Consider the following 11,974-nt stretch of genomic DNA (forward strand, 5'->3'; position numbering starts at 1 on the left):
TCAGGCCTCCCGTCCGGCGCGCACGCGCCTGCCGTACTTGCGCTCGAACTTCTCGACCCGGCCCTGGGTGTCCAGCACGCGGTGCGCGCCGGTCCAGAACGGGTGCGAGTCGGCGGTCACATCGACCACCAGCAAGGGGTACATGTTGCCGTCCTCCCACTCCACGGTCCGCGCACTGGTCGCGGTGGACCTGGTGAGAAACCGCTTGCCGGTGCTGGAGTCCTCGAACACCACCGGGTGATAGTCCGGGTGGACACCTGTCTTCACTTTCCTTCTCCTCTCCGACTTTCGGTCTGCGCGACCTCGTCGATCAGTCCGTCCTCGCACGGATCGGCATGCCAGTCGCCGAACGGGTCGTCCCACAGCGCGACCCGCTCGGGCGCGCGCTCGACCAGCCGCAGCTCGTCGTCCTCGACCAGCGCCCAGTGCAGCGCCCGACGGATCTCGGCGGGATCGGCGTCGTGCGCGAGGATCACCAGCGAGACGTCCCGGTCGCCGAAGCGGTCGTCCCAGCGCAACGCCGCGAGCGCCCGCCGGTCCCGATCCGCCCGCGCCACCTCGTCCTCGCTCATCGCGGCCAGCCAGCGGCCCGCGCCGCCGATGCGCAGCCCGCCGCCCGCGGACTCCAGCCAGACGACCTCGTCGGGCTGGGTGGCCAGCCAGATCCGGCCGCGCGCGGTCACCACGCCCTCGAACAGCACGTCGAGCGCCTCGTGCAACCTGCCGGGATGGAAGGGCCTGCCAGCCGCGAACTCGATCAGGGTGACGCCGTGCTCGGCCACCAGCGGCGGCTGTCCACGCAGCAGCGGTGCGTGCGCGTCGAAGGTCCGGCCGCGGCGCGCCTGCGCCGGGATCCGCGCGAGCAACGCGTCTACGTCCGCGGTAGTGAGGCCATCCAAGTCGTCGATCCAAGCGACGGGCGCGTCCGGAACCAGGCGAGCCAGCACGGCGCCGAGCCTGGCCTGCTCCACGGCGTCGAGCGCGGGGCCGATGGCAACCACCGCGTCGGCGAAGTCGACTTGGCCGACGGCCACTTGCGCGACGGTGCGATCGTCGTCCGCGGCGGCGAGGCCGCGCTCGGCGAGGGTCTCGTCACCGGTGGCATCGGCCAGCCACTGCCCGCTGTCCAGGCAGCTCAGCACCGCCTCGACGCGCACGTCCCTTCCCGCGGGTCCGTCCACCCGGCCGACGACGCCGGTCACCACGACATCGCCGACGGCCTGGCACACCGCCTCGGCCTCGAAGGCCGGGTCGAGCGCGAGCACGATGCGCCGCACCGACTCCCGCGCGGCCAGCGTGCACAGCAGCGGAAGCAGATCGGCGCGCAGCGTGCAGGAGACGCAGCCGTGCGCCAGTTCGAGCACGGTGGTCCTGGCGTCCGTCGCGGTGCGGACCGTGCGGCGCACGATGCCCTCGCGCAGCTCGCTCAATTCGTGGCGGACGACGACGGCGCCCTCACCGCCGAGCAGCGCGGCGGCGACACGGTCAACGCCCGTCGCGGCGCGTCCCGGCAGGCCGGTGACCAGCACCACCGGCGTCCGGCCGTCGGGCTCGGGTGGGAGCAGGGCGGGATCAGGCACTACCACCAGGAACCCCTTTCAATAACGATTTTCATTTGCCGTAAGGCAACGCTACAGTGTCGGGCAGTCGTTGTCGAAAATGATTGTCATCTTCCGCTGTCTGCTCTGGCGACTCCGGCCGGTGCCAGTCCCGAATGGAGGGAGCCCGCATGTCGGCCCACTGCCAAGTGACCGGGCGCAAGCCCGGATTCGGCAAGTCCGTGTCGCACTCGCACAAGCGGACCAGCCGCCGCTGGAACCCCAACATCCAGCGCAAGACCTACTACCTGCCCAGCGAGGACCGCCGCATCACGCTGACCGTCTCGGCCAAGGGCATCAAGACCATCGACCGGGACGGGATCGAGGCCGTTGTCGCCCGCATCCGGTTGCGCGGCGAGAAGATCTGAGGAGCTCTCATGGCGTCGAAGTCGACCGATATCCGGCCGATCGTCAAACTGAAGTCCACCGCGGGCACCGGCTACACCTACGTCACGCGCAAGAACCGGCGCAACGACCCGGACCGCATGGTGCTGAAGAAGTACGACCCCGTGGTGCGCAAGCACGTGGACTTCCGCGAGGAGCGCTGAGGTGGCGAAGAAGTCGAAGATCGCCCGCAACGAGCAGCGCGAAGCCGTCGTCGCCCGGTACGCCGCGCGCCGTGCGGAACTCAAGGAACTGATCCGGCGACCGGCCACATCCGAGGCCGATCGCGCCGCCGCACAGGCGGCACTGCAGCGACTGCCCCGCGATGCCAGTCCGGTACGATTGCGCAACCGGGATGTGGCGGACGGACGTCCGCGCGGCCACCTCCGGAAGTTCGGCCTCTCCCGTGTGCGTGTGCGCGAGATGGCCCACCGGGGAGAGCTTCCCGGTGTGCACAAATCGAGCTGGTAAGAACCACCGATCCCGTAGAAGGAACCCCTGATATGGCAGTCAAGCGAGCACCGTCGAAGAAGGTCCGCGCGGAACAGGCCCGTCGCCCCAAGAAGAACCCGCTGATCGCCGCGGGGATCGAGACGGTGGACTACAAGGACGTGAACCTGCTGCGCACGTTCATCTCCGACCGCGGCAAGATTCGCAGCAGGCGCGTCACCGGGCTCACCCCGCAGCAGCAGCGTCAGGTCGCCGTCGCGGTGAAGAACGCCCGCGAGATGGCCCTGCTGCCGTTCACCAGCCGGTAGCGCGAGGTCTTCCAGCCTCGACGGCGGGGGCTCGGGTGCGTGACGCATCCGAGCCCCCGCCGTTGTCGTATGCGCGGTTCGTCGACCGACGAGCCGCCCACGGCGGCCCGACGGACAATTCCTGGTTATCGATCGAGCGAACCGGCGCGACCGGCCTCAACTCGCACGCCGACCACTTCATCGGGTGCGCATCACTCGATTACCAATAAGTAGTTAATGAATGGCAATCTACCGGCAACGGGGCGGGCGAAGGCCGGTGATCGAGCCATGTCAATAGTCTATGAAAAAACGTGACCTTCGTCACAGTTGCCTGTTATGCAGGCGTTATAGCAATGTGATCTGACTCGCGAATTCTGGACGGGTGATACATTGATGCATACAGAATTGACGAATTCACCTCTCGGGGGTGGGAAGTATGACGGCTTTACAAGCCGGAGTTTTGATGATCGGATCATACCGGCCCGATCGAATTGTTTCCAATTCCGACCTCGCCCCCGAATTGGGCGTCGACGAAGAGTGGATACTAACGCGGACCGGAATTACCGAACGTAGATTCGCCGGAAATCACGAGACAGTAATTTCGATGGCCGCATCGGCCGCGCAGAAAGCGCTCGACGCCGCCGCAACGTCCGCTCGCCAGATCGACGTCGTGATGCTCGCGACCTCGACCCACCTCAACCAGACTCCGGCCGCAGCGGCCATCGTCGCCGCCGAACTCGGCTGTGCCGGACCCGCCGCCTTCGACATTTCGGCGGGATGCTCCGGCTACGCGCACGGCATCGGCCAAGCCGCCGCGCTGATCAACGCGGGCCAGGCCGACAACATTCTGGTCATCGGCTCCGAAAAGCTCAGCCACGTCATCGATCCCAACAACCGGTCGGTGGCTCCCATCTTCGGTGACGGCGCGGGCGCAGCCCTCGTCGGCCGCACCGAATCCGGGCACATCAGGCGCACCGTATGGGGCAGCGACGGCACCCAGGCCCGCCTGATCAGGCAGGAACCCACGTGGGAGGAACTGCGCGCGGCGCCGACCACCACGACCACTCCCTTCCTGCACATGGAAGGCACCGAAGTATTCCGCTGGGCGACCGGCGCGGTGCCGAGGATAGTTTCCGAAATCGCAGACGCCGGCGGTATCACGCTCGCCGACGTCGAGGTATTCATCCCGCATCAGGCGAATTTGCGAATCATCGACGGGGTTGCTCGCAAACTCGGCTGGCAGGACGAATCGGTAGTGATCGCAGACGACGTCCGACGGGCCGGAAACACTTCCGCCGCCGCCCTTCCGTTGGCGATCGATGACCTGGTGTCTTCGGGCCGGGCAAAGCCGGGACAACTTGCTCTGCAGGTTTCTTTCGGCGCCGGCCTGTCGTATGCGGGACAGGTTTTCGACCTGCCCCAGGTTGCCTGAAACCGAATCGCTCGATCGCTCTTCGAAAGTTGCTCTGCCATGACCGTTTCTTTTTCCAGCTACGACGAGCCCCTCGGACCTCGGTCCGATCGATACTTCGGTGAGGGTTACAAAAAAGTCAGTCCAGAACTGACCGACCTCCAGATCCGCCGATCCACCCAGGTCGGCACCAAATACTCCGGTACCGCGCGGCTGAGCTACCCGGCCGCCTGGTCGACCAAGAAGCACCGCGAGCTCGTGCCGCACGTCAGCAGCGTCGACACGGTCATGCTCGCGGCCTCCCTATGCGACGCGGCGATCACGCACGCTCGCGACCTCGGCGCCGCCGAATCCTCTCGCATGTGGGTGCGCCAGGCGGCCGTACGCGCGGGCGCGGCGCCGCACGAGGACCTCGACAACATTCCGGTCGAGGCGGAGATCACCACCATCACCGCGGACGACGCCGAAGAGCTCGAGACGGCCTTCAAGTTCCGCGTCGGCAACCTGACCGGCACGCTGACCATGGTGCACCCGGTCGGTTCCGGCACGCTGGACGTGCCCGGCGTCGACCACATCGCGCAGCTCAGCGACATCTACGGACCCGCGCCGCACTACTACCTGAACGGCGTCAAGGACCACACCTTGACCGCGACGGACCTCACCGTCGACGAGTCCGCCTCCCGCATCAACAGCAAGCAGCGGGTGAACGCCGGCGTCGAGGGCGGCTACGTCGGCGCCGAATCGGCCTACTGGGACTCGGTCTCGCCGATCGACGCCATCGTCGGCGCGGCGCAGCTCTCCCAGATCCTGCTCTACCAGATGGACGGACTCGACCGGAACAGCAGCAACACTCTGTGGATGCGCAAGCTCGAGTTCGTCACCGAGGGGCCGCGCCGCTCCTCCGCCGAGTCGTTCGACGGCACGGTGGAAATCCGCCGCACCTCGACCATCGACCGCGGCGGCCAGCGCTGGCGCAGCGCCGATCTGCTGATCAAGGAGTTCCAGGGCGTCACCGGGTTCTGCCTGCTCGCCCACCAGCTGCCCGACTAGGCATGCCCTGGTCACGGAGCGTCGTCGAACCCGCAGTCCTGGCCGAGCGCGCATCGCGCGAGCGCGGCCAGCGCGGGGTCGTCGGCGTGTTCGGTGGCGTTCATCGCCAGCAGCGCGTTGAGCAGCATGCCGTTGGCGATGAATTCCCGTGCGCGCTCGGGGCCACACCCGGTGCGTTCGACCAGCAGGGTGTACAGCGCGGAGACGAAACGCCTTGCGGCGGCGGCGATCTGCGGATGACCGGCGGCCGCGCTGAAGCCCTGCAACAGGACCACCAGCACGTCCCGGTTCTCGACGAGGCGGTTGTACACCCCGCCGAGCCGATCCCAGACCTCGGGCGACGCGGCCACCTCCCGATCCTCCAGTTCGGCGGTGAACGCGGCGAGCAAGGCGGCGACGGCCCGGTCGAAGACCTCCTGGAACAGATCCGCCTTGGTGCCGAACATGCGGACCACGTAAGGCTGCGACACCCCGGCCTCCAGCGCGACGACGTCGGTGCTCGTGCCCGCGTAGCCACCCCGCGAGAACGCCCGCCCCGCGGCCTCGAGAATCATCTCGCGGCGCTCGGCCGCGCTCAGTCTGGGCCTCATGTTGACAAGTTATCACTCGATTACTAGATTTTCGATGAACCCGGTGAGACCGCATTCCGCGTTCGCGTATTCCGCTTGGGCACAAGCGGATACGCGAGAGTGCGGGCACCCGCAATACAAGGACGCCCGATGAAGGATGCACCCGCGCTACGACTGGCCGTGACCGGCGCACCGCGAACGGGTAAGACCACCGTTTGCACCGCACTCGCGCTGGCCACCGGCCTGGACTACGCGGCCATCTCCACCCACCTCGCCACCCCGGGGGCCGACCGCAGGCTGGCGCCGACGGTCGACGCCGCGGTGCGCGGCTTCGAACAGCGCGTGGATTCCGAAGCCAGGCTGGCCTCGGGTTTCATCTCCGACGGTTCGGTGCTCGAGGAATGGGTGGCGGCCGAGGCGCTGCGGCGAACCCGCAGGCTCCGGCGCTGGCTGTGGAACCCGCGCGACCTGCCCTATCGCATCTTCGAGAAGCGGTACCTGCTGGCGCACGGCGGAATCGTGACGCGGCGGGCCAACGTCACCTACGACGGGTTCGTCCATCTCAGGATGGACCGGAAATCGGCCACCGATGGCGATGACCGATACCGCACCACCATCGATCGACTCCTGCTCGACACCCTGCACGAAGGGACCGTCCCCTATCTGGTGATCGGGGGGTCCATCGAGGAAATCGTCACCCGGGTGGCCGGCATGTATCAGCTCCCGCAGCTGATGCCGGTGCCCGACGCGGTCTCCGCAGCGTTGCAAGCCGCGTAAACAACAGCCGTCGCCGCATACCACCTGGAGGGGATTCCCATGGCATCCGCAGGCGCATTAACCAAGACACCACAGCGATCGGACAGTGCGATCTGGACCCTGGTCGTTGTCGCCCTGGCCACGTTCATGCTGATGCTGGACCTCACCGTCGTCAACGTCGCGCTACCCGACATCAGGGCGGCCTTCGATTCCACGTTCTCCGCGCTGCAGTGGATCCTCGACGCCTACGCACTCGGCCTCGCCGCAGTGCTGCTCGCGGCGGGCTCGCTCGCCGACCGCATCGGCCGCAAGAAGGTCTTCGACGCGGGCCTGGTGATCTTCGTGCTGTCGTCGCTGGCCTGCGGGCTCGCGCCGAACGATTTCGTGCTGATCCTCGCCCGCCTGGTGCAGGGCCTCGGCGGCGCGATCCTTTTCGCGGTCGGCCCGGCGCTGCTCGGGCACGAGTTCCGCGGTAAGGACCGCGGCATGGCGTTCGGCGTGTTCGGCGGCGTCGCGGGTCTGGCGATCGCGTTCGGCCCGCTGATCGGCGGCGGCCTCACCGAAACCGCGGGCTGGCGCTGGATCTTCCTGATCAACGTGCCGGTGACCATCGCCGCGCTCGCCGTCGGCTACCTGAAGATGCGCGAATCCCGCAGCGACACACCGCCGCCCCTCGACTGGCCGGGCATGGTGACCTTCTCCGCCGGCCTGTTCTTCCTGGTGCTCGGCTTCATGCGTGGTGAGCAGGACGGTTGGACGAGCGGCCGGATCATCGGCTGCTTCGCCCTGGCACTGGTGCTGCTCGCCGTCTTCACCTGGCTGCAGATCTCCCGGCCGACTCACGCGATGTTCGACCTCACCCTGTTCCGCAACCGCACCTTCAACGGTCTGTCCGTGGTGACCGCGCTGTGCGCGCTCTCGGTGATGCCCGCGCTGTTCCTGCTCATCTCCTACGTGCAGAATCTGCTCGGCTACGGCGCCTTCTCCAGCGGCGTCCGCTTCCTGCCGCTGACGCTGCTGCTGTTCGTCGCCGCCGCGATCGCGGGCAGCATGGTCGCCAAGCTGCCGCCCGCGATCCTGGTCGGCGCCTCGCAGCTGCTCATCGCCGCGGGCTTGATCGCGGTGCTGCTCGTCGAGCCAGGCTCCTCGTGGACCGCGCTGATTCCCGGCATGGTGCTGATCGGTCTCGGCATGGGCGTGTTCAACCCGCCGCGCGCCGCGTTCTCCATCGCGGTGACCACGCCGGACAAGGCGGGCATGGCCTCGGGTGTGAACGAGACCTTCCAGCAGGCAGGCCTGGCCATCGGCATCGCGGCGGTCGGCGCGTTCTTCCAGAACCGGGTGGGCAGCGCCTTCACCGAATCGGAGGCGGCGCGCACGGTCTTCGCCGACAAGGCAGCCGAGGCCGGCGACGCGGTGGCCGCCGGCGGTCCTTCCGTCGTCGCGGCCCAGGTTCCCGAGTCGGTCGCCGAATCGGTCCGCGCCGCAGCGGAATCCGCGTTCGTGAGCGGCCTGGAGAACGCCATGGTGCTGGCCGCGGTGCTCGCTGCGATCTCCGGCGCGATCGCGTTCTTCACGCTGCGCAGCCGCGATCTGGACGAGGCCGCGCTGGCCACCCCCGGTGTGCCGACCGAAGGCGCCCAGCCCGCGCCGGTGGCCTGACCGTGCTCGCGACCAGGCCGCGCTTCGCGTTCACCGATGTCGACCACACCTTGCTGCGGATCAGCACGCTGCAGCACTTCGCGCTGTACTTCTTCGAAGGCACGGGGCGCGCGGAGGTGCTGGCCATGCATCAGACGCGGATGCAACGCCTGGCCGCGACCGGAGCGGACCGGGAAACGCTGAACCGGAGCTATTACCTGCTCTGGACGGACATCTCGGTCCGCGAGGTCGAAGACGCCACGCGCGGCTGGCACGAGCGCGTGCGCGCCGACGGGCTCTATCGCGAGCCCGTGGTGCGCCGCCTGCGCGAGCTGCGCACGCAGGGCGTGGAGACGGTACTGGTGTCCGGCTCCTTCCGCGCCTGCCTGCGACCCATCGAGCGGGAGCTGGACTGCGCGGGCGTGCTGTGCACCGAGCTGGAAGAGCGCGGCGGCGTGTACACCGGTGCGGTGCGCAAGTCCCTCATCGGCGCGGCCAAACGCGCCGAGGTGGAGGCGTTCGCGGCCAGATATCCCGAGCACGATCTCGCGGGCGATTTCGGCTTCGGCGACCATCTCAGCGACGTACCGGTGCTGGAAACGGTCGGTCACCCGGCGGTCGTCCCGGTCGATCCCGCACTGGAGCGGGTCGCCGCGGTGCGGGGCTGGGAAGTGCTGCGTGACGACCACTGAGCGTGTCGACCACCGACGATCGGAGGACCCGTGTACCTAGTCGGCGGACAGCGCCGCGACAGCCTGAAGTTGGCCATCTCCGGCACCTACGGCGTCGGCAAGAGCACGACGACCGAGACGCTCTCGATCGCCACCGGCATTCCGCGCACGCACGCGCTCACCTCCCGTGAGCTGCTGATCGATCTGGCGCCCGGCAAGACGGTGATGGAGCTGAACTCCATCGAGCTGCTGCAACTCGGGCTGCGCCGTTTCGAGGAACGGGTGCACAACGAATCCGGTGAGGGCTCTTTCATTTCCGACGGTTCCGTGGTGCACGAATGGGTGTACGGCACCGCGCGGATGGCGGTCGGCATCAACCCCGGCGCAGGCCTGCTGCTGCGCACCGTGAAGGCCGCCGCGGGCTTCGGGCGCAAGGCGCCGCTGCGGGAGTACACCGACATCATCGGCGACGTCGTCAAGGAAAGGGCCGCCAGGTTGTACGACGCCTATGTGCATCTGCCGGTAGAGTTTCCGATGAAGACCGACGGTCACCGCCCGGTGTCCGAACCGTTCCGTAAGCTGTCCGACGACACGCTGCTGCAAGTGGTCAAGGACATCGGGCTGCCCTACGAAGTGGTGGGCGGGACCGTGCACGAACGGGTTTCCCGGATCGTCGAGCTGTTCGACCTGGAGACCGTGATGCCGGTCGACGAGGCGATCGCCGAAGCCCAACGCCGGGTGACCTCCGCGACCGCGGTGCTGGAGGAGGACGACCGGTTCAAGGCCGCCCAGCGCAAGAAATCGCTGTGGCGCAAGGTCTCCTACGCCATGCGGTACTGACCGCCAACGAAAGACAAAGGCGCGCAAGCGCCCTCAGACCATTCACGCGAAAGACGTGGGCCCCCGAGAGATAGTCCCGGGGGCCCACGTCGCTTTTCGCCGGCCCGCGCGGTGTGCCGCTTACGGGATGGTCAGCACCTGGCCGGGGTTGATCGCATCCGGGTTGGGGATGCCGCTGGCGTCGGCGATCTCCTGGTAGCGGTTGCCGTCGCCGTAGAAGCGCTCGGCGATGGCCCACAGGGTGTCGCCCGGCTCCACGGTGTAGGTGCGCGGCTCCGGCGCGGGCGGCGGGGGCACCTCCTCGGCGACCGGGGCCGCCGGCTGCTCCGGCTCCGGCTGCGGCTCCGGCTCCGGCGCGGGCAGCGGGTTGTCGGTGTCGGTGCCCGAGGCCCACAGCGCGCTGCCGTCGGCGCCGTACAGCACCACGTTGCGATCGGCCTGCACGACGAGCCGGTCCGCGTCCGTGTCGTTGGTCTCGGTCGACCAGGCGGCGCCCTCGCCCTTGTAGAGCACGAAGTTGCCGTCGTGCTGTAGAACCGCCCGCTCCACACCCTGGTCGTGAGTCTGGGTGGCCCATACGACGTTTCCACCCGGTTCCGACAGCACGAGATTGCCGTCCGATTGCAGAGTCAGGGTGTACGCACCGCCGGTCAGGGACTGGCCGAGTCCCAGTTCTTCGCCTACGCGCAGCGTGTCGCCCACGTTGTTCCTTTCGAAGATCACTGTGCAGAGCTTTGACAACGGTGCGCGCCGAAAGCCGTTGGCGCGCACCGCCGCCGAATCTACAGTCCGCCCGATATCAGCACACGGATTACGCGCATGGTTCGCGGAATGTTCACTGTGTGACATCCGCCGCGTCGCGCCCCACCGGACATCGGTGTATACAGCCGCGGACCGGTCCGCCGACTTCGTCCCCTAGGGTGGTCGGCATGAATCGCCGACGCATCTCCCTCGCCGCCGTCGCACTGCTGCTCGGTCTCGCCGTCGCGGGGTGCGGCGGTTCGGATGACGATGGCGCGCAACAGAACACCTCTCCTGGCGCGACCACGTCCGCGCCGAGCACGCCGAGTGAGGTCGCGCAGGCGCAAGGCCGGCCGTTCACGCCCGACCCGACGATCGTCGGCGCCCACCCGATCCCGTTCATGTCGTGGGCCCGCGTCGCCGACGACAAGATCGCCGTCAACTTCCAGACGGGCGCGCCGGAGTGCTACGGCGTCGACGCGGTGACCACCGAGACCGACAAGGCGGTCACGGTGGAATTGCGCGGCGGCACCCGTGCCGACGCGGTCGGCAGGATGTGCGTGATGATCGCGGTGTTCGGCACGATGGAGATCCCGCTGAAGGCGCCGCTCGGCGACCGGGCGGTGCTCAGCGCGAGCTGACCGAGACTCAGCGCACGGCGAAGGTGTACTTCATGGCCTGTTCCAGAGTGCCGTGGGTGAACTCGAAACCGTTGCCCACCAACACCTTCGGCACCATCCGGTGCCCGTGCAGCAGCTCGGCGCCGCCCTCGCCGCCGATCAGTTTCAGCACCGGGCCGGGCAGGGTCAGCCGGGCCCGCCGGTTCAGCGCGGCGGCGAACGCGGTGGTGAACTCGGCGTTGGTGACGGTCTCCGGCGCGGAGAGATTGACCGGGCCCGAGACCGAGAAGGTCAGCAGCCAGTCCACCGCGGCGAGCCAGTCGTGCAGGGTGATCCACGGCAGGTACTGGCGACCGGTGCCGAACTTGCCGCCGAGCCCGAGGCGGAACAGCGGGCGCAGCTTCTCGACCAGCATGGAATCCGCGGAGAGCACGTTCGCGGTGCGCAGCTTCACCACGCGGACACCGGCGGCGGAGGCGGCCTCGGTCGCGGCCTCCCAGTCCCGGCACATGGTGGCGAGGAAGTCGGGTCCGTGCGGTGCGAACTCGTCGACGTCCCGGTCCCCGCTGTCGCCGTACCAGCCCGCGGCCGAGGCGTTGAGCAGAACCGGGACGCCGGTCTCGGCCACCGCGCGCGAGAGCACCTCGGTCGGCACGATGCGGCTGGCCCGGATCTCCTCCTTGTAGGCGGGCGTCCAGCGCTTGCCGGCGACGGTGGCGCCGCACAGGTTGATCACCGCGCCCGCTCCGCCGACGATGCCGCTGTCGAATTCGGAACCGTAAGGGTCCCAATGGATTTCGTCGGGTCGCAGGGCTTGCCGGCGCACCAGGCGGACCACCTCGTGGCCGTCGTCGTTCAGCTTGGAGACCAGATACTTGCCGAGGAACCCCGATGTCCCGGCGACCACGATACGCATGCGTACATTCTGCACCATGGAAATACTGTTCCGGAGATGC

Annotated in this window: 16 protein-coding genes; 11 read left to right on the top strand and 5 right to left on the bottom strand. The window is 68.1% G+C overall.

From position 1 onward, the window contains the following. Positions 1 to 267, bottom strand: coding sequence for a type B 50S ribosomal protein L31 (locus NX1_RS00945; protein WP_068052107.1), 267 nt, complete (start codon positions 265 to 267; stop codon positions 1 to 3). Continuing rightward, positions 264 to 1,586: a ribosome hibernation factor-recruiting GTPase MRF gene (gene mrf / locus NX1_RS00950; RefSeq protein ID WP_245668251.1), complete on the bottom strand. Its 1,323-nt coding sequence runs from the start codon at positions 1,584 to 1,586 to the stop codon at positions 264 to 266. The genes NX1_RS00945 and mrf overlap by 4 nt, the downstream gene beginning before the upstream one ends. A 143-nt stretch (positions 1,587 to 1,729) precedes the next feature. Here mrf and rpmB point away from each other — a divergent pair, with 143 nt between their 5' ends. From rpmB to NX1_RS00980, 6 genes are all read left to right on the top strand, one after another. Continuing rightward, on the top strand, positions 1,730 to 1,966 hold the full coding sequence (gene rpmB, locus NX1_RS00955; protein WP_068052112.1) for a 50S ribosomal protein L28: 237 nt from the start codon (positions 1,730 to 1,732) through the stop codon (positions 1,964 to 1,966). A 9-nt stretch (positions 1,967 to 1,975) separates the two neighbouring features. Then, positions 1,976 to 2,146 carry a 50S ribosomal protein L33 gene (gene rpmG / locus NX1_RS00960; RefSeq protein ID WP_067784286.1) on the top strand — a complete coding sequence of 57 codons (171 nt, stop codon included), beginning with the start codon at positions 1,976 to 1,978 and terminating at the stop codon, positions 2,144 to 2,146. A 1-nt stretch (position 2,147) separates the two neighbouring features. Then, a complete protein-coding gene (gene rpsN / locus NX1_RS00965) occupies positions 2,148 to 2,453 on the top strand; it encodes a 30S ribosomal protein S14 (protein ID WP_068052115.1) in 306 nt (101 codons plus the stop codon). A 32-nt stretch (positions 2,454 to 2,485) separates the two neighbouring features. Next, positions 2,486 to 2,740 carry a 30S ribosomal protein S18 gene (gene rpsR, locus NX1_RS00970; protein WP_011211513.1) on the top strand — a complete coding sequence of 85 codons (255 nt, stop codon included), beginning with the start codon at positions 2,486 to 2,488 and terminating at the stop codon, positions 2,738 to 2,740. Between the two features lie 415 nt (positions 2,741 to 3,155). Then, a complete protein-coding gene (locus NX1_RS00975) occupies positions 3,156 to 4,151 on the top strand; it encodes a beta-ketoacyl-ACP synthase 3 (protein ID WP_245668252.1) in 996 nt (331 codons plus the stop codon). 39 nt (positions 4,152 to 4,190) lie between these two features. Then, positions 4,191 to 5,180, top strand: a complete 990-nt coding sequence (locus NX1_RS00980) for an AvrD family protein (protein WP_068052120.1) — start codon at positions 4,191 to 4,193, stop codon at positions 5,178 to 5,180. 11 nt (positions 5,181 to 5,191) lie between these two features. On the opposite strand, the gene NX1_RS00985 is transcribed toward NX1_RS00980, so the two are convergent. Continuing rightward, positions 5,192 to 5,770, bottom strand: a complete 579-nt coding sequence (locus NX1_RS00985; RefSeq protein WP_068052123.1) for a TetR/AcrR family transcriptional regulator — start codon at positions 5,768 to 5,770, stop codon at positions 5,192 to 5,194. Between the two features lie 129 nt (positions 5,771 to 5,899). Here NX1_RS00985 and NX1_RS00990 point away from each other — a divergent pair, with 129 nt between their 5' ends. Genes NX1_RS00990 through NX1_RS01005 form a run of 4 tightly spaced genes read left to right on the top strand, consistent with a single transcriptional unit; the run spans position 5,900 to position 9,657 of the window. After that, complete coding sequence (locus NX1_RS00990; RefSeq protein ID WP_068052126.1) at positions 5,900 to 6,526, top strand: DEAD/DEAH box helicase family protein; 627 nt, start codon at positions 5,900 to 5,902, stop codon at positions 6,524 to 6,526. Positions 6,527 to 6,565: 39 nt separating this feature from the next. Further along, the gene (locus tag NX1_RS00995) at positions 6,566 to 8,167 is read left to right on the top strand and encodes an MFS transporter (protein WP_068052130.1); all 1,602 of its coding nucleotides are present in this window, start codon (positions 6,566 to 6,568) and stop codon (positions 8,165 to 8,167) included. 2 nt (positions 8,168 to 8,169) lie between these two features. Next, positions 8,170 to 8,838 carry an HAD family hydrolase gene (locus NX1_RS01000; RefSeq protein ID WP_169812153.1) on the top strand — a complete coding sequence of 223 codons (669 nt, stop codon included), beginning with the start codon at positions 8,170 to 8,172 and terminating at the stop codon, positions 8,836 to 8,838. A gap of 30 nt (positions 8,839 to 8,868) precedes the next feature. Then, positions 8,869 to 9,657 carry an AAA family ATPase gene (locus NX1_RS01005; RefSeq protein ID WP_068052132.1) on the top strand — a complete coding sequence of 263 codons (789 nt, stop codon included), beginning with the start codon at positions 8,869 to 8,871 and terminating at the stop codon, positions 9,655 to 9,657. A 120-nt stretch (positions 9,658 to 9,777) separates the two neighbouring features. On the opposite strand, the gene NX1_RS01010 is transcribed toward NX1_RS01005, so the two are convergent. After that, positions 9,778 to 10,359, bottom strand: a complete 582-nt coding sequence (locus tag NX1_RS01010) for a LysM peptidoglycan-binding domain-containing protein (protein ID WP_068052830.1) — start codon at positions 10,357 to 10,359, stop codon at positions 9,778 to 9,780. Positions 10,360 to 10,586: 227 nt separating this feature from the next. Here NX1_RS01010 and NX1_RS01015 point away from each other — a divergent pair, with 227 nt between their 5' ends. Continuing rightward, positions 10,587 to 11,039, top strand: a complete 453-nt coding sequence (locus NX1_RS01015) for a hypothetical protein (RefSeq protein WP_174555440.1) — start codon at positions 10,587 to 10,589, stop codon at positions 11,037 to 11,039. 7 nt (positions 11,040 to 11,046) lie between these two features. On the opposite strand, the gene NX1_RS01020 is transcribed toward NX1_RS01015, so the two are convergent. Beyond that, positions 11,047 to 11,934, bottom strand: a complete 888-nt coding sequence (locus tag NX1_RS01020) for a TIGR01777 family oxidoreductase (protein ID WP_068052836.1) — start codon at positions 11,932 to 11,934, stop codon at positions 11,047 to 11,049. Positions 11,935 to 11,974 lie beyond the last annotated feature (40 nt).

This window comes from Nocardia xishanensis NBRC 101358, from assembly GCF_001613365.1.
Classification (GTDB): domain Bacteria; phylum Actinomycetota; class Actinomycetes; order Mycobacteriales; family Mycobacteriaceae; genus Nocardia; species Nocardia xishanensis.

Coding starts and splice junctions, on each gene's coding strand:
- rpmB (WP_068052112.1), top strand. CDS start 1,730: ATGTCGGCCCACTGCCAAGTGACCGGGCGCAAGCCCGGATTCGGCAAG.
- rpmG (WP_067784286.1), top strand. CDS start 1,976: ATGGCGTCGAAGTCGACCGATATCCGGCCGATCGTCAAACTGAAGTCC.
- rpsR (WP_011211513.1), top strand. CDS start 2,486: ATGGCAGTCAAGCGAGCACCGTCGAAGAAGGTCCGCGCGGAACAGGCC.
- NX1_RS00975 (WP_245668252.1), top strand. CDS start 3,156: ATGACGGCTTTACAAGCCGGAGTTTTGATGATCGGATCATACCGGCCC.
- NX1_RS00980 (WP_068052120.1), top strand. CDS start 4,191: ATGACCGTTTCTTTTTCCAGCTACGACGAGCCCCTCGGACCTCGGTCC.
- NX1_RS00985 (WP_068052123.1), bottom strand. CDS start 5,770: ATGAGGCCCAGACTGAGCGCGGCCGAGCGCCGCGAGATGATTCTCGAG.
- NX1_RS00990 (WP_068052126.1), top strand. CDS start 5,900: ATGAAGGATGCACCCGCGCTACGACTGGCCGTGACCGGCGCACCGCGA.
- NX1_RS00995 (WP_068052130.1), top strand. CDS start 6,566: ATGGCATCCGCAGGCGCATTAACCAAGACACCACAGCGATCGGACAGT.
- NX1_RS01015 (WP_174555440.1), top strand. CDS start 10,587: ATGAATCGCCGACGCATCTCCCTCGCCGCCGTCGCACTGCTGCTCGGT.
- NX1_RS01020 (WP_068052836.1), bottom strand. CDS start 11,934: ATGCGTATCGTGGTCGCCGGGACATCGGGGTTCCTCGGCAAGTATCTG.